At 56.9% G+C, this 18022-nt stretch carries 14 protein-coding genes; 2 read left to right on the forward strand and 12 right to left on the reverse strand.

Annotated elements, in window-relative coordinates:
* Positions 1–93: 93 nt before the first annotated feature.
* Positions 94–1566 (reverse strand): pyridoxal phosphate-dependent decarboxylase family protein, encoded by a 1473-nt coding sequence (locus F8R23_RS03605; RefSeq protein WP_129938137.1) that lies wholly within the window; start codon positions 1564–1566, stop codon positions 94–96.
* Between the two features lie 5 nt (positions 1567–1571).
* Positions 1572–2963, reverse strand: a complete 1392-nt coding sequence (locus F8R23_RS03610; RefSeq protein ID WP_176979583.1) for a diaminobutyrate--2-oxoglutarate transaminase — start codon at positions 2961–2963, stop codon at positions 1572–1574.
* Positions 2964–3573: 610 nt separating this feature from the next.
* Between F8R23_RS03610 and F8R23_RS03615 the strand changes: the two genes are divergently transcribed.
* On the forward strand, positions 3574–5448 hold the full coding sequence (locus F8R23_RS03615; protein ID WP_151415278.1) for a diguanylate cyclase domain-containing protein: 1875 nt from the start codon (positions 3574–3576) through the stop codon (positions 5446–5448).
* A 139-nt stretch (positions 5449–5587) separates the two neighbouring features.
* The gene (locus F8R23_RS03620; RefSeq protein WP_129934662.1) at positions 5588–6796 is read left to right on the forward strand and encodes an MFS transporter; all 1209 of its coding nucleotides are present in this window, start codon (positions 5588–5590) and stop codon (positions 6794–6796) included.
* A 35-nt stretch (positions 6797–6831) separates the two neighbouring features.
* On the opposite strand, the gene F8R23_RS03625 is transcribed toward F8R23_RS03620, so the two are convergent.
* The 10 genes from F8R23_RS03625 to F8R23_RS03670 form a co-directional block, all read right to left on the reverse strand.
* Positions 6832–7863 carry a HoxN/HupN/NixA family nickel/cobalt transporter gene (locus tag F8R23_RS03625; RefSeq protein ID WP_129938138.1) on the reverse strand — a complete coding sequence of 344 codons (1032 nt, stop codon included), beginning with the start codon at positions 7861–7863 and terminating at the stop codon, positions 6832–6834.
* Position 7864: 1 nt separating this feature from the next.
* Positions 7865–10195, reverse strand: coding sequence for a carbamoyltransferase HypF (hypF, locus tag F8R23_RS03630; protein ID WP_454292440.1), 2331 nt, complete (start codon positions 10193–10195; stop codon positions 7865–7867).
* 59 nt (positions 10196–10254) lie between these two features.
* Positions 10255–12411 (reverse strand): formate dehydrogenase subunit alpha, encoded by a 2157-nt coding sequence (gene fdhF, locus F8R23_RS03635; protein WP_112349820.1) that lies wholly within the window; start codon positions 12409–12411, stop codon positions 10255–10257.
* An 11-nt stretch (positions 12412–12422) separates the two neighbouring features.
* Positions 12423–12965 (reverse strand): electron transport protein HydN, encoded by a 543-nt coding sequence (hydN, locus tag F8R23_RS03640; RefSeq protein WP_129934660.1) that lies wholly within the window; start codon positions 12963–12965, stop codon positions 12423–12425.
* A gap of 162 nt (positions 12966–13127) precedes the next feature.
* Positions 13128–13598: a hydrogenase maturation peptidase HycI gene (gene hycI, locus F8R23_RS03645; RefSeq protein ID WP_129934659.1), complete on the reverse strand. Its 471-nt coding sequence runs from the start codon at positions 13596–13598 to the stop codon at positions 13128–13130.
* Positions 13591–14007, reverse strand: coding sequence for a formate hydrogenlyase maturation HycH family protein (locus F8R23_RS03650; RefSeq protein WP_129934658.1), 417 nt, complete (start codon positions 14005–14007; stop codon positions 13591–13593). Before F8R23_RS03650 ends, hycI begins: the two co-directional genes overlap by 8 nt.
* Positions 14004–14801 carry an NADH-quinone oxidoreductase subunit B family protein gene (locus tag F8R23_RS03655; protein WP_129934657.1) on the reverse strand — a complete coding sequence of 266 codons (798 nt, stop codon included), beginning with the start codon at positions 14799–14801 and terminating at the stop codon, positions 14004–14006. The genes F8R23_RS03650 and F8R23_RS03655 overlap by 4 nt, the downstream gene beginning before the upstream one ends.
* Positions 14798–15343 (reverse strand): formate hydrogenlyase complex iron-sulfur subunit, encoded by a 546-nt coding sequence (locus tag F8R23_RS03660; RefSeq protein ID WP_151415279.1) that lies wholly within the window; start codon positions 15341–15343, stop codon positions 14798–14800. Before F8R23_RS03660 ends, F8R23_RS03655 begins: the two co-directional genes overlap by 4 nt.
* 12 nt (positions 15344–15355) lie before the next feature.
* Positions 15356–17059 carry a hydrogenase large subunit gene (locus tag F8R23_RS03665; RefSeq protein ID WP_112349826.1) on the reverse strand — a complete coding sequence of 568 codons (1704 nt, stop codon included), beginning with the start codon at positions 17057–17059 and terminating at the stop codon, positions 15356–15358.
* A gap of 22 nt (positions 17060–17081) precedes the next feature.
* On the reverse strand, positions 17082–18017 hold the full coding sequence (locus F8R23_RS03670) for a respiratory chain complex I subunit 1 family protein (RefSeq protein WP_129934655.1): 936 nt from the start codon (positions 18015–18017) through the stop codon (positions 17082–17084).
* Positions 18018–18022: the final 5 nt, after the last annotated feature.

Here is an 18022-nt window from a genome sequence, read left to right on the forward strand (position 1 = left end):
CTGGCATCCTGAGCTATCAATAAGGGGGCGTCTGGTGCAAAAAAGCCGATAACCCGCAAAGGTTATCGGCTTTTGGCTGCCGGTCAGGGCGGATTAAGCGGCAGGCAACTGCTGCGCGGTTTTTTCCACCAGTGCCAGCAGGACTTTGATATCGTCCAGGCTGACCGTTGGGTTTAACAACGTCATTTTCAGGCAGGTTACGCCATTAAATTCGGTCACCCCGACGTTGGCACGTCCTGACTCCAGCAATGCATCACCAATTCGCTGGTTCAGCAGTGCCACTGCGGCATCGCTGCTGGTGGCTAATGACTGCGGACGGTAGCGGAACAGCACGCTGGCCAACTGTGGATGCATCACCAACTCCAGCGCCGGTTGGTCGCCAATATAGTGGGCAACCTGTTGCGCCAGCGTCACGCCGTGATCGATGATCGCGGCATATTGCTGCTGGCCTAACGCCTCCAGCCCCATCCACAGTTTTAACGCATCAAAACGGCGGGTGGTCTGCAAGGATTTAGACACCAGGTTAGGCACCCCCTGAGCTTCGTCGAACTCGGAGTTCAGGTAAGCCGCCTGATAACGCATCAGCTCATAGTGACGGGCCTCTTTCAACAAGAAAGCGCCGCAACTGATGGTCTGGAAGAATTGCTTGTGGAAGTCCAGGGTAATGGAATCCACCAGTTCAATGCCGTCCAGGTAGTCACGGTACTTCTCGGAAAGCAGCAACGCGCCGCCCCAGGCCGCATCAACGTGCAGCCAGATCTGGTGTTCTGCCGCCAACTGCGCAATCGCACGCAGCGGGTCGATAGCTCCGGCATCGGTGGTGCCTGCGGTGGCAACAATCGCCAGGATCTGCTCGCCATTGGCCTGGGCTTGCGCCAGTTTTTCGGCCAGGTCGTTCACATCCATCCGTGCGAATTGATCGGTTTTCACCAACGTAACGGATTGGTAACCCAGGCCGAGCAACGCCATGTTCTTCTGCACCGAGAAATGGGCATTTTCAGAACATAACACTTTAATCTTGCGCAGGTTACCGACCAGTCCATCCTGTTGCACAGAGTGGCCCTGATTGGCGAAGAAGGCATCGCGTGCCAGCATCAGACCCATCAGATTACTCTGGGTACCACCGCTGGTGAATACGCCCGCATCGCCAGGCTGATAGCCAACCTGGGTACGCAACCACTCGATCAGCTTCATCTCGATGATGGTGGCGGACGGGCTTTGATCCCAGGAGTCCATGCTTTGGTTGGTGGCGTTGATCAACACTTCCGCCGCCTGACTGATCACCAGACTTGGGCAATGCAAATGCGCGACACACTGTGGGTGATGCACCGACAGGCTGTCTTTTAAAAAGTATTCAATCGCGCGTTCGATGGCCGCCTGGTTGCCCAGGCCCTGCGGATTAAAATCAAGCGTAATGCGTTCACGCAGTTCGGCAACGGTTTTTCCCTGATACATCTCGGGTTGTTGCAGCCACTGCACTACCGCCTGGCTACTTTGCTCGATCGCTTGCTGGTAGGCTTCGGTGCTTTGCGCCGAGGCGGCCAGAATCGGGTTTGACCGGGACATTAAATTCACTCCATGCCTACAGGCTTGACGCCGGCGGCTAACAGGGCCTGTTCAAATTTATCCAGGAAAATGCCCAGTTCATCGTTGGTGATCAGTAAGGAAGGCAGCAGACGCAGTACGTTACCGTTACGGCCGCCACGCTCCAGGATCAACCCGGCTTCGAAGCATTTTTTCTGCAGCAGGGCAGACAACTGAGGATCCGCCGGGTAGCAACCCATATGATCCTGCGCTTCGTCAGGTTTAACGATTTCCATGCCAATCATTAAGCCCAGACCGCGCACGTGACCTATAGCCGGATAACGTTTTTGCAGCTCAGCCAGCTTGGCTTTCAGCCATTCGCCTTGTGCGGCGACCTTATCGGCCACGTTGTTATCTTTAAGGTACTGCAGGGTGGTCAGGCCGGTGGCCATCGCCAGCTGGTTACCACGGAAGGTGCCGGTATGGTGACCAGGCTCCCAGGCGTCAAATTCTCGCTTGATGCCCAACACCGCCAACGGCAAACCGCCGCCAACCGCTTTGGACATCACGATGATGTCCGGCTCAATACCGGCGTGTTCGAAGGCGAACAGTTTACCCGTACGGGCAAAGCCGGCCTGAACCTCGTCGATAATCAGCAGAATGCCGTGTTCCTGAGTCACTTTGCGGATGCGCTGCAACCATTCGACCGGGGCCGGGTTGACACCGCCTTCACCCTGAACTGCTTCCAGAATGACGGCCGCAGGTTTACGCACGCCGCTTTCGACGTCGTTAATCAGGTTTTCAAAATAGTAGGTCAGTGCCTTAACGCCGGCTTCGCCGCCGATACCCAGCGGGCAGCGGTACTCGTGCGGGTAAGGCATAAACTGGACTTCCGGCATCATGCCGTTAATCGCTTCTTTCGGTGACAGGTTGCCTGTGACCGCCAGCGCGCCATGGGTCATGCCATGGTAGCCGCCGGAGAAGCTGATCACACCAGAACGACCGGTGTATTTTTTCGCCAGCTTCAGAGCGGCTTCGACCGCATCCGCGCCCGATGGGCCACAGAACTGCAGGCAATATTCCTGGCCCTGTTGCGGCAATAAAGAGAGCAAATAAGCTGAGAACTGATCTTTCAACGGGGTTGTAAGATCGAGAGTATGTAACGGCAAGCCGCTGGTAATGACATTTTGGATGCTTTGAAGGACGTCAGGGTGGTTATGACCCAGAGCCAGCGTACCCGCACCAGCCAGGCAATCAAGATATTGATTATTCTCAACATCGGTGATCCACACGCCTTGGGCTTTCGCAATTGCCAACGGCAATTTACGGGGGTAACTCCTGACATTCGATTCAAATTCGGCTTGTCTCGCCAAATATGTTTCGTTGTTTACATTTTCTAAACTCACACCGAAATTATCAATACGGACTTTATCCGTCATCATATCTCTCCTACAACTGGGGGTATCGATACCACCCTAGTTGAATTATTAAATTGAATAAGTAACTACCGTGAAAAAACGCGCCCAATATATGGCTTTTTACCCCCCGGCTCAATAGTTATTTAGCCGCATGAAATTTAATGTTTTTTCTATTAAAAACAATAAATTGCTGGTTTATTGGCCAATAATGCCGCCGTATGGCCGTGACAGGGAAGTTGACAAGGCACGTAAAGCTACCGCAATAAAAGTAGGGCTACTGGCCCAATGCATTTATTTTGCTGACAATTTTCTGATTGTCGCCGGGTTGACGCCTAGGTGTTTTTTAAGCAACGACTTATTATAAATAAATCATTGCTTAGAAATTAACCGACTTAAGGCTGGCATACCCAGAGGGAAAACAGGGTCTATGGTCGTTAAACTTAAATATCGAGGGTTTTATTGACGTTTAGTCGGCATGATTAATTCCTCCCAAGGGCCAGTAAAACCAGCAGAACCGTCTAAGCTGAATGAAATAAGTCATTTACGGTGCGGTGTTAAGCCATGAAGGGTAACGGCTAGCCATGCAGGTTGTGAATCAGCATCGCCCAGAAAGGATAAGCCGGAGCAACCTATGTACGAACCCTGTTTTCCAGAAAATGAAACCGAACGGCTGTCGGTTCTGCATTCACTGAACGTACTGGACACGAATTCGGTAGAGAAATTAGACCGGGTCACGCGCCTGGCCGCCAAATATTTTGGCGTCAGTATTGCCCTGATTTCATTGATCGATCGTGAACGCCAATGGTTCCTTTCTCGCTCGGGTTTAGAGGCACGGGAAACGCCACGCAATATTTCATTTTGTGGCCACGCCATTTTGCAACGTGACGCGTTAGTGGTGCCGGATACCGCGGTTGATCCGCGTTTCTTTGACAACCCTTTGGTGACCGGCGGACCCAAGATCGGTTTCTATGCCGGTCAACCCTTACTGTCACTGGACGGTCTGCCGCTGGGCACCCTGTGCATTATCGACAGTCATCCTCAGAGCTTTTCACCCGAGATGGTGCATGATTTACGCGACTTTGCCGCTGTCATCGAAGAGCACCTGCACAGTGTTGAGCGTGATATTTACACGGAAAGTCTCAAATCCAATCTGCAACGTACCGAAGCCCTGTTTGAACAGACCTTTTCTCAGGCGGCAGTGGGTATGGCCCTGGTCTCGCTGGAAGGATATTGGTTACGGGTGAACCCGCGGATCTGTGAAATGCTGGGGTATTCTGAGCGCGAACTGCTGGATCGTACCTTCCAGGACATCACCTATCGCGAAGACCTGCACAACGACCTCGGACTGCTGCACCAGTTATTGGCCAATGAAATAGATACCTATTCGATGGAAAAGCGCTATATCCGCGCTGATGGTTCAACAATTTGGGTTCAACTGACGGTGGCGCTCAATCGTATGCCTAATGGCGAGCCCCATCATTTTATCTCGGTTATTGTCGATATCAGCGAGCGCAAAGCGGCAGAGGCCGACCTCTACACTCTGCAACATGAGCTCGAAGACAGGGTAGTGACTCGTACCCGTGAGTTGAATTTTGCCGTCAATAAGCTCAACCAGGAAATTGCCAGCCGCGTCCTTACCGAGCAGCAACTCAGTAGCGAAAAAGAACGCCTGCGGGCGATTACCGACAATATGCCGGCATTGATCAGTCAGATCGATGCCGATGAACGCTATCTTTTTGCCAACAGCGCCTATAAAGCCTGGTTTGACCTGGATGAAGGGCGTCTCAAGGCGATGACGGTGCAGGCGTTTATGGGGGAGGAGGCTTATGCCGCGGCCAAACCCATGATCGAAAGGGCGTTACAGGGGGAAACCGTCAGTTTTGAGAATGAACTCCAAACGCGCCAGGGGCCATTGATCATTCACAACACTCTGGTACCCAGTGAAACCCAGGGTTCCTATATTCTTTCCATGGATATCACCGAGCTTAAGCGTTTGCAGCAGCGGTTAGAGTATGACGTCTCTCATGACATGCTGACGGGGTTAACCAATCGACGGGCTTTCTTACTGCGGTTGGGTGCCACCCTGCAGGCTTGTTGCCCGCAGCAGCAAATGGCACTGTTGTTTATCGATCTTGATGGATTCAAAACGCTGAATGACAGCTTTGGGCATGATTTCGGTGACCTTATTCTGAAAACCTTTGCCGAGTTGCTCAGCGACTGTGCCGGCCCTCATCACAATGTTTCTCGCCTTGCCGGGGATGAATTTACGGTGATCCTCTGGCCTTTGACGCAACCGCAGCTGCAGGTATGCGCATTTTGCGAGTGCGTGTTGGCCAGGCTGGCGGCGACGCAACAGGTTGGTAATCAAAAAGTGACGCTCTCCGCCAGTATCGGCGCAGCCATATCCTCAGGCAGCAACATGACGGCAGAAGCCCTGCTGACCAGAGCGGATGATGCCATGTACCAGGCGAAATCCGCAGGTAAGGGGACTTACACCATTCGTTAATCAGCATGTATGACATTCCTCAGGTGAGTGTCCCCCGACAGAAGGGACATTAGCGCTTCTCTGACCAGCATTACGGCCTTTACTTCCCTTTTTTTTCAACCAATATGGTCCGACTGAAACGACAGTCTGGAGAAAAAGTATGGCCAACCCGTATCGCGAACTGCTGACAACCCCGGGCGTAAAGGGGTTAGTGTTCGCGAGTTCTATCGCTCGTCTGCCACAGGCGATGATCGGCATCGGTATTATTACCATGCTGGTACAACAGAGCGGCCTTTATTGGTTGGCTGGAGCGGTGGCCGGCATATTTACGCTGACAAACGCACTGATTGGCCCGCAGATTTCCAAACTGGTTGATCGGCAAGGACAGCGGCGGGTGCTTCCCTGGGTTACCGCTTTCAGTATTGCCATGCTGCTGGCGTTAATGACAGCAGCACATCGGCAAGCCCCAATTCCGATGCTTTTTATTTTTGCCGCACTGGCAGGCACGATGCCGAGCATGCCTGCGATGATAAGAGCGCGATGGACACTGCTTTTCCGAGGTAAACCCCAACTCCACACCGCGTTCTCCCTGGATACCGTGCTGGCAGAACTGACCTTCGTTATCGGTCCGCCTTTATCGATTGGCCTCAGCACCAGTCTTTTCGCCGCAGCAGGTCCGCTGGTGGCTGTTCTGCTACTGATGATTGGCGTAACCATTTTTCTTCTGCAACGACAGACGGAACCTAAGGTGGTCAAAAATACGGGTGAGCATACGGGTTCAACCTTGCGTATCCCCGGTATGAGTACCATTGTCCTGGCACTTTTGGCGATGGGGGTGATAGGCGGTTCAATTGATGTGGCTGTGGTGGCCTTCGCTAATGTACAGGGCTGGCCAACGGCCGCCAGTTTGATTCTGGCTGCTTACGCGCTCGGCTCGATGGTGGCGGGACTGGCCTTCGGCGCCGTCCGGTTAACTTTACCCATCGAGCGTCAATTCCTTATCGGCATACTGCTAACCGCAGCCACGGCCGTACTGCCGATTATTTCTGCGGACGTCTATATCATGATGGGAACGATCTTTGTGGCCGGTATGTCCTTTGCGCCTACCATGGTGATCGTCATGAATCTCGGCACTATCCTGGTGCCACCGTCCAGGATCACCGAAGGACTGACGTGGATGACGACCGGCATCAGTATCGGCGTGGCGCTGGGTGCTGCACTGGCGGGCCTGGTTGTTGATGCCTACGGCGCGCGCGCAGGCTTCGGTATCCCTATTATTGCGGGGCTTGTCATGGTGGTGGTGGTACTTATTGGTTTACGTACACTTCGAGCCGCTTCCGTGACGCACGCCGAACCCATATTCTCTTAAGGGGGCGGCAGCCTGCTGGGCTGCCGTCAGGGGGGCTAGAGGGTCAGCGAGTCATAATTTTTGCGGCGGTAATTCAGCGCGGACATTGCCCAAAGCACCACAAATAGCGCGATGGCGGCGTAACCTACACTGCCCATGTTGTCATTGAGGGCTTCAACACCGCGCCACAGGCCACCCTGTAACCCCAGCTTGTCGGCTAACAACCCCAGACCTTCCAGGCCGCCGATCACCAAAGCAATCGCCACGCTGGTGGCGGTAATGGTCATGTTGTAATACAGCTTGCGGATCGGCTTATTGAAGGCCCAACCATAAGCACCGACCATCACAAAGTTATCCAGCGAGTCAATCAGCGCCATGCCGCTGGCGAACAGCAATGGGAACACCATAATCGACCAGACCGACAGACCCGAGGTGGCACCCGCTGCGGAGATGCCCAACAGGCCGACTTCGGTAGCGGTATCAAAACCCAGGCCAAACAAAAAACCGACCAGATACATATGCCAGCTTTTATTCACCAGATTAAAAGCAAAGCGATACAGCCGTGTCATCACGCCGCCGGTGCCGTTCACCAGCAGGGCAACATCTTGCTCCACCAGTTTCTCCCCGCGTTTCACCTGACGAAAAATGCGATAAACATCGAGGAAAATCAGCCAGTTCAACAGTGCCATGGCCAGCAGGAACAGCGAGGAAATCAACGTACCCAGAGTCGCGCCGTACTGATGCAGCCAGCCAATGCGATCGCCAAATGCCAGAGAGGTGGCGGCAATCGCAATGCAGGCCAGGATCACGATGCTGGAGTGGCCTAAAGAGAAGAACGCGCCGACGGACACCGGGCGCTGGCCTTGCTGCATCAGCTTGCGGGTGACGTTATCGATAGCGGCAATATGGTCAGCATCCACCGCATGGCGCAGCCCATAACCATAAGCCAGCAAAGCGGCGGCAATCAACGTCGGATATTGATGGAACGCGGCAAATGCCGTTCCCCAGGCCAACAGATTCAGCGCTACCAACGCCAGTAATAGCCAAAAGGCGCGGGTATGGGTGTGGAAAAACTCGCGGTTTAACATGTTACATCCTGTCAGGGTTTACAGAGGAAATCGGGGAATGCTGGGCACAGGCGACCAGCGCCTGACCCAACGCCAGCCCACCGTCGCCCGCCGGCAGTTGTTGTGGCAACAGCACCTGCAACGGCGCCAGATGGTGCTGTAGCCGTTCACGTAATAAGCGGTTGTGCAGCACGCCGCCGCTTAACGCCACATGTTGGATGCCATGCTGAGCGGCAAAAAATTTGGCCAGGTTGGCAAAGCCTTGCGCCAGCGCATCATGGAATGCCCAGGCCTGTTGAGGGGCGGGGGCTTGCCAGCCCAGCCACTGTTGCCAGAATGCAGCAAGATCAAATTGATCGCCTTTCAGTGACAATGTCACCGGGTGAGGGCAAGGTCCGCTCTGGTGAGCCAGGGCTTCAAACCGGCTGGCCGCTTCTCCCTCCCAACTCTGTTGTGCCGGGGCACAGCCCAGGGTGGCAGCGGCGGCGTCAAACAAGCGGCCGCAGGAGGAGGCCAGCGGGGCATTAATGCCCGCGTTTATCGCTTTCAGCAGCGGTTGCCAGGGCAACGCCTGCAGCCGTTCGGCCTGAGGGTAACTTTGCCAGTCCGGTACGAAGCGCGCGAAATGCGCCAACTGGTTACGCCAGGGTTGCTGCGCGGCCAGATCGCCGCCGGGCAGTGCCACTGCGGGTAATCCCCCCAGATGACGGCAACGGCGGTAATCAACCAGCAGGCATTCGCCGCCCCACAGGGCACCGCCCTGGCCGTACCCGAGGCCATCGAGTGCCAGACCAATCACCGGCCCACCTTCCAGTGGCCAGCGGTGCTCGGCGAGACAAGCGGCCAGATGTGCATGATGATGCAAGACCGGGGTTACCGGCAGTGACTGCCGGGCAGCCCATTGATGGCTGATGTAATGGGGATGGGCATCGCTGGCCAGCCGCTGTGGTTGACAATGGTACAGGCCGGTGAAGTGCTGAATGGCTTGTTGCCACTGTTGCTGAATATCCTCTTGCTCCAAATCGCCAAAATGCGTGCTGAGCAGAGCCTGATCGCCCAGAACCAGGCAAAAGGTATTTTTGCGATCGCCACCCACCGCCAACAGGGCCTGCTGAGTGGGGAAGCCGGGCGGCAGCGGTAGGGCATCGGGAACGAATCCACGCGCCCGGCGGATCATTTCATGGCCTTCGGTTAGCAAACGCACCAGCGAGTCGTCAACGCGTTGCAGGATCTCGCGATCGTGCATCAACCACAGATCGGCAATGCCGTCCAGGTCGGCCAAGGCCTGGTCATTGGTTAACGCCGGAGCACGGCCACTGGCATTGCCTGAGGTCATCACCAGAGGTCGTTGTATGGCCTGCATCAGCAAATGTTGAATCGGGTTGGCGGGCAACATCAGGCCCACTTCATCGAGCTGCGGCGCAACGGCGGCAGACAACGGTGAGTAAGCGGATTGAGGGACCAGCACCACCGGCGCGGCGGGCGAAGTTAATAACGCCTGCAGCTGCACCTGGTCAATGCCATTGGCGCAGCGTACCAGCCAACTGGCATCCGGCAACATCACCGCCAGCGGTTTGCCTGGCCGCCGTTTACGCCGACGCAAACGCTCGACGGCCTGGGTGTCGGTGGCGTCGCAAGCCAGGTGAAAGCCACCCAGGCCTTTGATCGCCACAATTTGTCCGGCGGCCAGCGCTGCCACTGCCTGTTGTAGCGCTGCTTCGCCCTGATGCTGTGCCTGGCCCTGAGCCAGACAGCTAAACAACTGGGGGCCGCAGTCGCTACAGGCCACCGGCTGGGCATGAAAACGTCGGTCCTGTGCAGTATGGTATTCCCAGGCGCAGTGTGGGCAAAGGGTGAAGGGCGCCATGCTGGTCGCCGGGCGATCGTAAGGCATGGCGCGAATAAGGGTAAAACGGGGGCCGCAATGAGTGCAGTTGATAAAAGGATAACGGTAGCGCCGATCCTGCGGATCGTTCATTTCCTGCAGGCATTGGGGGCAGGTCGCCGCATCCGGCACGATCTGGGTCGCCTTGGCGCCATGCTGACTGGGGCGGATACTGAAATCCTTGGGGGCTTGCAGCCAGGTAAACGAACGTTGCTGGATACGTTCGATATGCGCCAGAGGCGGGGCCTGCTGGTACAACACATGCAGGAATACTTCCAGATCAACAGGTTGTACCAAGCGAATTTCCACCCCGGCGCTGTCGTTCCAGACTTCGCCATGCAGGTTGAGTTGTTCGGCCAGTTGCCAGACAAAAGGCCGGAAGCCGACGCCCTGTACTTTGCCACTGATGCGTAGCAGTAATCCTGAATGGGACACTTTTTTATTACTCTCGGTGTAGGGGCGCTGCATACTGCGCCCGCGTTAATCGGGGCGAATTTATTCGCCCCCTACAAAGTGACTGTGTAACTTTACATCACATCTTCAGCCGCGCGCCGCAGGCGGGCTTTCATATCGCTATAGCTCTGTTGCGCATAGTTTTCCGCCCAGTTCTGATCGGCAATGGCCTCCAGTTTTACCGCGCAGTATTTGGTTTCCGGCGTTTTGGAGATCGGATCCAAATTCTCCTGAGTCAGCTCATTACAGGCACCGATCCACCACTGGTAGGTCATATACACTGCGCCCAGGTTAATGCGCTCGTTATAGTTGGCGCGGCTGATCACCTTGCCGCGGCGCGAGCTGACCCACACCAGTTGCTGGTCGGCAATACCCAATGCTTCGGCATCCTGCGGATTGATCTGCACGAAGCCGGGCTCATCCGCGAGGGTTTGCAGGGCGGCGCAGTTACCGGTCATCGAACGGCAGGAATAGTGGCCGACTTCACGCACGGTACACAGCACCAGCGGATAACCGGCATCCGGCACTTCCGCCGGGGCACGCCAGGTCGTGGCGAACAACTGACCTTTGCCGGTCGGCGTGGTGAACTGGTTACCCTGATACAGGTAAGGGGTTCCCTGGCTTTCCAGCGTGGTACAAGGCCATTGCACGTGGCCCAGCTCGCCCATTTTTTCGTAGGTCGCGCCATAAAACAGCGGGCAGAGCTCGCGCATTTCGTCCCAGATTTGCTGGTTATCGTCGTAATGCATCGGATAACCCATCTCGGTGGCCAGCAAACTGATGATGTCCCAGTCGCGTTTGACGTTGTACTGAGGTTCAATGGCTTTCTCGAAACGCTGGAACCCACGGTCGGCACAGGAGAACACGCCGCCATGCTCACCCCAGGAGGTGGCCGGCAGGATCACGTCGGCCTGTTCGGCGGTTTTGGTCATAAAGATGTCTTGCACCACCACAAACTCCAGCGCCTCGAACGCGCCGCGCACCAGGCTCAGGTCGGCCTCGGTCTGCAACGGATCTTCGCCCATGATGTAGTAGGCTTTCACTTTGCCCTCATGAACCAAATGCGGAATTTCGGTGATGCGATAGCCCACGTTCGGATCCATTTTGGCAGCATCAATTCCCCAGGCGGTGGCGAACTTGGCGCGTACCGCAGCGTCGGTGACGGCCTGATAGCCGGGGAACTCATTCGGCAGCACGCCCATGTCGCAGGCGCCCTGAACGTTGTTTTGCCCACGCACCGGCCCGACGCCCACGTTGGCCCGGCCCAGATTACCGGTCAGCAACGCCAGGCTGGCGAGCCCTTTGACCACGTCGACCGCCTGGCCAAACTGGGTGACCCCCATGCCCCACATAATGGTGGCAGAAGGGGCGCTGGCGTAGGTGCGCATCGCCTGGCGAATTTGCTGGGCGCTGACGCCGGTCAGTTGTTCTACCGCTTCCGGCGCATAGTCCGCCAACTGCTGACGGTAAGCCTCGAACCCCTCGGTGTATTTCGCCACGTAATCACGGTCATACAGGTTTTCTTCAATCAGCGTATAGGCGAAGGCATTCACCAGCGCCATGTTACAACCGTTCTTGATCTGCAAATGCTGGTCGGCAATGCGCGCGGTTTCGATACGGCGCGGGTCGCACACGATAATCTGCGCGCCTTTCTCTTTGGCCTTCAGCACCCGGCGAGCCACGATAGGGTGTGAGTCGGCGCAGTTGTAACCGATGACCAGCAGGCATTTGGAGTTTTCGATATCACCAATCGAGTTGCTCATCGCGCCGTTACCCAGCGTGGCCTGCAAACCTGCTACCGATGGGCCGTGGCAGACGCGGGCGCAGCAGTCGACGTTGTTGGTGCCGATCACCGCACGGGCGAACTTCTGCATCACGTAGTTGGTTTCATTACCGGTACCACGTGAAGAGCCGGTGTGCATGATGGCGCTGGCACCGTGCTTATCTTTGATCTGTTGCAGTCGCTGTGCGGTGTAGCGGATCGCCTCATCCCAACTGACGGCCTCAAACTTGCCGCCTTTTTCGCGGCGGATCAGCGGTTGGCTCAGGCGCGGGGTCAGCAGCTTGGTATCGTTTAGAAAGTCCCAGCCGTAATAGCCTTTCAGGCACAGCTCGCCCTGATTGGTCACGCCGTCAGCCGCTTCGGCACGGATGATTTTACCGTTGTCGACCACCAGTTTCATTTTGCAGCCTGCACCGCAGTAAGGGCAGACGGTTGTGATTTTTTTCATCGGTTCAGTTCCTAAAACAGTGACGACAGGGTGTCGAGTGCGGCGCGACGACGTTTCTCGGCGTTCATTTCCTGCAGCATGTTGCGATCCACACAGTGCAGCGCATTGGTTGGGCAGGTTTCCATGCAGGCCGGTCCGCTATCACGGCCGATACACAGGTCGCATTTATGGGCTTCGGCTTTCTCGGTAGTGGCGCTCATCATGGCGCCGTTCTGGCGGACAACCGGGCGGGTGATCACTTCCATCGCGCCGTAGGGGCAGGCCACTACGCAGGTTTTGCAGCCGATGCAGCGTTCCTGCATCACCAGCACCATGCCATTGGTGCGACTGATAGCGCCATTGGGGCAGACGTTGGAACAGGGAGCGTCCTCACACTGGCGGCACAGCACGGCGGTGCTGACGTTAACGCCTTTGATCACATGCAGGCGTGGGGCGAAGCTGGCGGCGTTGAGCGCTGAAATATCCTGGCTTTCGCTGTGTGCCATCACGCAGGCAATTTCACAGGTACGGCAGCCGATACATTTCTTGGGATCGGCGATGATAAACCGGTTCATCAATAACTCCTGGGTTACCCTTCATCCGGGTATGACAATGGATAGGTTGTGCCTCGGATTAGGCATAAAGCATGCCAATCCTGAAAATCAAGTAAAAGCAGTGAGTTAGTCTGGCGATGACGAAGTGTCCGACGGTATGTCGACACAAATGACGATGCCGTGTCAGAGATTCGTCACCACCAGTGGCGAGTAGCCGCCGTTAATCGGCCAGTCATGCAGGCGTTGATGCAGCCGGGTCACCGCCTGCTGTACCGCCGCGCCGATCGGGTAGTAAAACGCCACCACCTCGGGCTGAATACCGATAAAGGTGATCTCCGGCACCGTTTCGCGCAGTTGGTCGATCAGGAAATTGAGCGGCAGGTTATGGGTGGTCATGATGAACATGTCGGCGATGTCTTTTTCATCGATCACCCGGGTTTCACCCGCCGCCAGCCCCATGTCGGTGGCATCGACAATCACCAACCGATCGGGGCGCAGTTCGCGGATATGGCCAATGTCGTTCTCCGGCGCGGCTCCGCCGTCAATCACTGTCCAGCCGGCGGGGGGATTACCGGCACAGAGTTCCGCCAGCAGCGGCCCGGCGCCGTCATCTCCCATCATGCAGTTGCCCACACACAATAAAACGTCACTCATCATGCCTCCGAACCATCAGGTAAATGGCGGGTTCGTTTTCAATCGACTGCAGCAGGGCGATCAACTGTTGGCTCCAGTCTTGCTGTTGGGTGTTCATCTGCGAGACGGCCCCGCTCAACGCGGTGGCCAACAGGTGGGTGTGGCTGCTGTCGATACAGATCTCACCGAAGCGGTCGACCCCTTCCAGCTTGCGCCGGGCGGTGCTGCCGGCGGGCAGTTGAGCCACCCAGCCGCGGAACCCTGCCAGCGGGCAGCTGAGTTTGGCCTCCAGACAGTCGATAACCCCCAGATGGTGGCCGATCGCCAGGCTGTAATAGATCACCTCCTGGGCTTTGGGCGGGGCTTTTTTCTCCTGCACGAATTTGCGGCTCAGGGAGTAAAACACCACCTGGGCATGGGAATGGCTCATAGTCGTAGTTCCCCACGCAGTACCCGCTGGTAGATGCCCAGCAGGTTGCCGACAATTTCACTCAGGCGCAGATCGTCCTGCTGTTGCAGGTAAGCGTGAATGCGCTGTTCGACCGGCAGGGGGCTGTCTGCTGCCAGCAGTTGCATAAACTGGTCGGCGATCTGGCGGCCATAGCGATATCCGGCCATCCGACGGGCTTCCCGATCCAGCAATACCCGCAGTGGCTGGGGCAATGCCGGGTGCAACAGTCGGGTGGCTTCGCCATCGGTTTCATCATGCTGGCGACCTTTTATTTTCTGATCCAACAGGCCGAGCGCCATGGCAAAACCGTAAATGGTGGCCGCCGGGGTCGGCGGGCAACCGGGAATATAGACATCGACCGGGACGATGCGATCGGTGCCGCCCCATACGCAGTACAGATCGTGGAAGATGCCACCGCTGTTACCACAGGCACCGTAAGAGATGCTGATTTTCGGGTCGGGTGAGGCCTGCCAGGCGCGGATCGCCGGGATACGCATGGCGCGGGTGACCGCGCCGGTAAACAGCAAGATATCAGCATGGCGGGGTGAAGGAACCACTTTGATACCGAAGCGTTCAGCGTCGAACAACGGGGAAATAGCGGCGAAAATCTCGATTTCGCAACCATTGCACCCCCCGCAGTCCACCCGGTAAACATAGGCCGAGCGGCGGATATCTTTCAGCAGGGTGGTTTTCAGCTTGGCGATACTTTCGTCGAGGGTGATCGGCACCGGCAGGCCATTTTCATCGCGAGGGCCAATCAGTGGCGGATTCATGAGATGACCTCCCGGGTCAGATGGCGGCCAATGTCAATGCGATCGGCCTGGGTCAGGTTTTGCTGCTGTTTGCAGGCCGGGCAGGTTTCAAACTGCGTGCGGCGCGCGGCGGTTTCGGTACTGTTCAGCCCAAGCAGCGCAATGGCATAGTCAATTTCCTTCTGCGACGAATAGGGCTTGCCACACTGGCGGCAATGACAGAGGGCGAAATCGGCTTGCTCGTACAGATCTTCTTTGCGCCACACCGCCAGTTCGAACTGTTGCGAAAGCCGGATGGCGGCGGTAGGGCAAACCTCTTCGCAGCGGGCACAAAAGATGCAGCGACCGAGAAATAGCTGCCAGCGTATCGTGCCATTACTCAGGTCTGTCGCCATGGTCAACGCATTGGATGGGCAGGCGTTGGCGCAGGCTCCGCAGGCAATACATTGCTGCGGGTTGTATTCGGGTTTGCCACGAAAGTTCGGGTCAATCACCAACGGCTGAGCCGGATAGGCCGCGGTGGCCGGCCCGGTTTTCAGCACTTTTTTAATCAGTTTCAGCATGATGGGCTCCGGTTAGAACGGTTTGTTTTTCCGTTCGATGCCATAACGCTCAATCTCTTTGTACGGCACGATGATGGACTGGCGTTTGCGCACGTCGACGATGGTCATGCGATCGGTACAGGAATAGCAGGGATCCAGACTGCCGATGATCAGCGGGGCGTCAGAGACCGTGTTACCGCGCAGCATGTAACGCAGGGTCGGCCAATTGGCGTAGGTCGCGGCCCGGCAGCGCCAGCGGAACAGCTTCTGATTGTCGCCGGTCATGCTCCAATGGATGTCGTCACCGCGCGGGGCTTCGGCAAAACCCAGGGCAAAGCGGTGCGGAATATAGGTGAAACCGTCCACCGCCAGCGGCCCGCTGGGCAGGCTTTGCAGCCCGAACTCGATGATACCGAGCGAGTTGAACACTTCGTGAATACGCACTTTAAGCCGTGAATAGACGTCACAGCCGTCCTCCACGCACAGTTCCACCGGCAGCTTGGCGTAACCGGCAAACGGATGATCGAGGCGGGTATCGCGGCGGTGGCCGCTGCCGCGGATCATCGGGCCGACGTTGCTGTAGTCGCGGGCAACCTGTGGATCGAGACGGCCAACCCCGACGCTGCGCTGTTCGGTATTTGGCGTGCTAAGCAAGATATCGACCAGATCCACCAGTTCACTGCGCATTTGCGCCGCCAGCCGCAGGGTTTGCAGCATGTCGTCTTTCAGAATGTCGCGGCGGATGCCGCCAATCAGGTTCAAACCATAGGTTTTACGCGCACCGGTCAGGATTTCAGCCATCTTCATCGACTGTTCACGCACCCGGAAGAACTGCATAAATCCAGAGTCAAAACCGACGAAATGGCAGGCCAGCCCCAGATTCAACAGGTGGCTGTGCAGGCGCTCCACTTCCAGCAGGACTGAACGGATCATCTGGGCGCGCTCCGGCACCTGAATGCCCATCGCGTTCTCGACTGAACTGGTGTACGCCACGCTGTGGGTAAACCCGCAAATGCCACACACCCGGTCCGACAGGAAGGTCACTTCGTTGTAACCCATGCGGGTTTCGGCCAGCTTCTCCATTCCCCTGTGCACGTAGAACAACCGGTAGTCGGCATCAATGATGTCTTCACCGTCGACAAACAGCCGGAAATGGCCAGGCTCATCCGAGGTGATATGCAGCGGGCCGATCGGCACCACGTTGGCTTTGCTACCGGCCAGACTCTGGAACGGATAGGTTTCCACGTCGGTGGTGGGTGCGGGACGTTGGCGATAATCCATGGCATCTTTGCGCAACGGGTAGAGATCGTCCGGCCAGTCATCCGGCAGCACCAACCGGCGTTCGTCCGGCAGGCCAATCGGGCGCAGGCCATACATGTCGCGCACTTCACGTTCACCCCAGACGGCCGCCGGTACCCGTGGCGTCACGGAAGGGAACTCCAGCGTTTGGGCGTCGACTTCGGCACGCACCGTGATCCAACACTTGGTGCCTTTCTCCATCGACAGCACGTAATACAGCGCATAACTGCCACACAGCGTGCGCTCATCGTTACCAAACAGCACCGACAGCCAGCCACCCTGTTGGTAATACAGCCATTCCACCACTTCCGGCAACGCATTGAGTTTCACGGTGACCGTCAACTGATCGGCCGTTTGCCATTCTGCTGCCAGCATGGCGGCAGGGAACTGTTGCTGCAGTGCCGCCAGATAGTGCTGGCCTTGATGTTCGTTAGTCATTATTGATTGCCTTAATCATTATTCAGCCGACGACCAGCCAGGAAACCAGCGCCAGAAAAGCCAACCCAAACCCGGCCCAGGTGGTACGGGCGGTTTTCAGGAAGCGCAAACGTGCCACGCTGTTTTCGATGAGTGCGATCAGCGTCACCGCACACAGCAGCTTGAGCAGCGCCAGTACCAGCCCGGTCAACAGTTGCGGAGCGGTGAGCTGTGCCGCTTGCCCCCAGGGCAGGAACACGCCGAGGAACAGTTGCAGTACCACCAGTTGTTTAAGGCTGATGCCCCATTTGATGATGCCGAGCTCAACGCCGGAGTATTCCGTCAGCGGGCCTTCCTGCAGTTCTTGTTCGGCTTCGGCCATGTCAAACGGCAGCTTGCCCATCTCGATATAAGTGGCGAATGCGCAGGCCAAACCGGCCAACAGCAGCGGTAATCCCGCGTGATGCGGCAAGCCCAGCAGGCTCTGCACCATGGCACTCAGTTGGGTGGAACCGGCGACCAGTGCCGTCACCCACAGACCGAGCAGCAGGATTGGCTCAACCAAAATGCCCAGCACCGCTTCGCGGCTGGCGCCGATGGCGGTAAAGGGGCTGCCGGTATCCAGCCCGGCAATGGCAAACACAAAGCGCACCACGGCGAACAGATAGATCAGCGTGATCACATCGCCTATGGCGGGCAGCGGTGAGGCAGTTGTCAACATCGGCAGCGCACAGGCGATGGCCAGCAAGGTGCCGGTCAACAAGTAAGGCATGGCGCGAAATGTCAGGCCGGAAGCTCCCGGTGCCACGCTTTGACGTTTAAGCAGTTTGGCGATATCACGGTATTCCTGTAATACGCCGGGGCCACGACGGCTATGGATGCGCGCGCGCAGCACCCGGCTGATACCGGCAAACAGCGGGGCAATAGCCAGTAGCAGCAGAGCCTGCGCCAGTCCGAGTAATACATTGGGATAGGTCATTGTCA

This window comes from Serratia proteamaculans (assembly GCF_008830365.1).
Taxonomy (GTDB): domain Bacteria; phylum Pseudomonadota; class Gammaproteobacteria; order Enterobacterales; family Enterobacteriaceae; genus Serratia; species Serratia proteamaculans.

What these genes read in the sequence shown, in the direction of transcription:
- F8R23_RS03605 (WP_129938137.1), bottom strand. Translation starts at nt 1,566, where the DNA reads ATGTCCCGGTCAAACCCGATTCTGGCCGCCTCGGCGCAAAGCACCGAA.
- F8R23_RS03610 (WP_176979583.1), bottom strand. Translation starts at nt 2,963, where the DNA reads ATGACGGATAAAGTCCGTATTGATAATTTCGGTGTGAGTTTAGAAAAT.
- F8R23_RS03615 (WP_151415278.1), top strand. Translation starts at nt 3,574, where the DNA reads ATGTACGAACCCTGTTTTCCAGAAAATGAAACCGAACGGCTGTCGGTT.
- F8R23_RS03620 (WP_129934662.1), top strand. Translation starts at nt 5,588, where the DNA reads ATGGCCAACCCGTATCGCGAACTGCTGACAACCCCGGGCGTAAAGGGG.
- F8R23_RS03625 (WP_129938138.1), bottom strand. Translation starts at nt 7,863, where the DNA reads ATGTTAAACCGCGAGTTTTTCCACACCCATACCCGCGCCTTTTGGCTA.
- hypF (WP_454292440.1), bottom strand. Translation starts at nt 10,195, where the DNA reads ATGCAGCGCCCCTACACCGAGAGTAATAAAAAAGTGTCCCATTCAGGA.
- fdhF (WP_112349820.1), bottom strand. Translation starts at nt 12,411, where the DNA reads ATGAAAAAAATCACAACCGTCTGCCCTTACTGCGGTGCAGGCTGCAAA.
- hydN (WP_129934660.1), bottom strand. Translation starts at nt 12,965, where the DNA reads ATGAACCGGTTTATCATCGCCGATCCCAAGAAATGTATCGGCTGCCGT.
- hycI (WP_129934659.1), bottom strand. Translation starts at nt 13,598, where the DNA reads ATGAGTGACGTTTTATTGTGTGTGGGCAACTGCATGATGGGAGATGAC.
- F8R23_RS03650 (WP_129934658.1), bottom strand. Translation starts at nt 14,007, where the DNA reads ATGAGCCATTCCCATGCCCAGGTGGTGTTTTACTCCCTGAGCCGCAAA.
- F8R23_RS03655 (WP_129934657.1), bottom strand. Translation starts at nt 14,801, where the DNA reads ATGAATCCGCCACTGATTGGCCCTCGCGATGAAAATGGCCTGCCGGTG.
- F8R23_RS03660 (WP_151415279.1), bottom strand. Translation starts at nt 15,343, where the DNA reads ATGCTGAAACTGATTAAAAAAGTGCTGAAAACCGGGCCGGCCACCGCG.
- F8R23_RS03665 (WP_112349826.1), bottom strand. Translation starts at nt 17,059, where the DNA reads ATGACTAACGAACATCAAGGCCAGCACTATCTGGCGGCACTGCAGCAA.
- F8R23_RS03670 (WP_129934655.1), bottom strand. Translation starts at nt 18,017, where the DNA reads ATGACCTATCCCAATGTATTACTCGGACTGGCGCAGGCTCTGCTGCTA.